Genomic DNA, 785 nt, shown 5'->3' on the forward strand with positions numbered 1-785 from the left:
TTATTGAAATTTTCATATTAATTTACAATATTTTCAAGAGGCATAGCCTAAAATTTGAAATAGCTTAACTCCTACCGGAGAAAATATAGCTTTTTGTGGCTTAATCATAGTTTTACTTTTAAAAAAATTGTGTATTAGTAATCTTGCTGACTTTGATATATAAGTCGACCATAATATACCTAATTCTGATGAAGTTATTTGTATTTTTGCTTCAGTTGTCATCTAAACCCTTCTTTCTTTGATTTTTAACATTATATTAGCAGCAATAAAGTTAAAATCTTTATTATTTATTATGTTTAAATTCATCTTATTTTATGCTACTATATGGTATTTTCATTAAGAAAAATAATATATGAGGACTTATAAGTGCAATACCCCAAGCATACAATGGCTTTTTATAATGAAGATATAGTACCGAGAACAATATATAATTAAATATAGTAGAAAACCATATATTCCAACCATTAAAATGAGAGAAATATCCTAGTTTTAGGCCAATCCATTCTGCTATAGTGTAAACAACAACATAAAACGAAATATGAGTAATGATTTTCGTCATTTTCTTCGGAAAATTAGGAATAAATAGCATTACTGTACTTGGATATACTGTTATACAAATAAATAGATCGCAAAACGAGTGATTTAATATTTTTGTATCATACAACCATAATGTACATAGCCATCAACCTAAGAATTGAAACATATTCCAAATGATGATGGCTATCATTATTTTATAAATGGAAGTTGTAATATGGGCAAAAATAGAATTTTTTCAAAATAATTAA

At 25.6% G+C, this 785-nt stretch carries 2 protein-coding genes; both read right to left on the reverse strand.

Annotated elements, in window-relative coordinates; all coding sequences use genetic code 11:
• Window positions 1–33: 33 nt before the first annotated feature.
• Window positions 34–222, reverse strand: a complete 189-nt coding sequence (locus KPL38_RS19405; RefSeq protein WP_216290766.1) for a hypothetical protein — start codon at window positions 220–222, stop codon at window positions 34–36.
• An 85-nt stretch (window positions 223–307) separates the two neighbouring features.
• Window positions 308–664 carry a CBO0543 family protein gene (locus tag KPL38_RS20455; protein WP_376769050.1) on the reverse strand — a complete coding sequence of 119 codons (357 nt, stop codon included), beginning with the start codon at window positions 662–664 and terminating at the stop codon, window positions 308–310.
• Window positions 665–785: the final 121 nt, after the last annotated feature.

It is taken from the genome of Clostridium psychrophilum, assembly GCF_018861705.1.
Lineage (GTDB): Bacteria > Bacillota > Clostridia > Clostridiales > Clostridiaceae > Clostridium_AD > Clostridium_AD psychrophilum.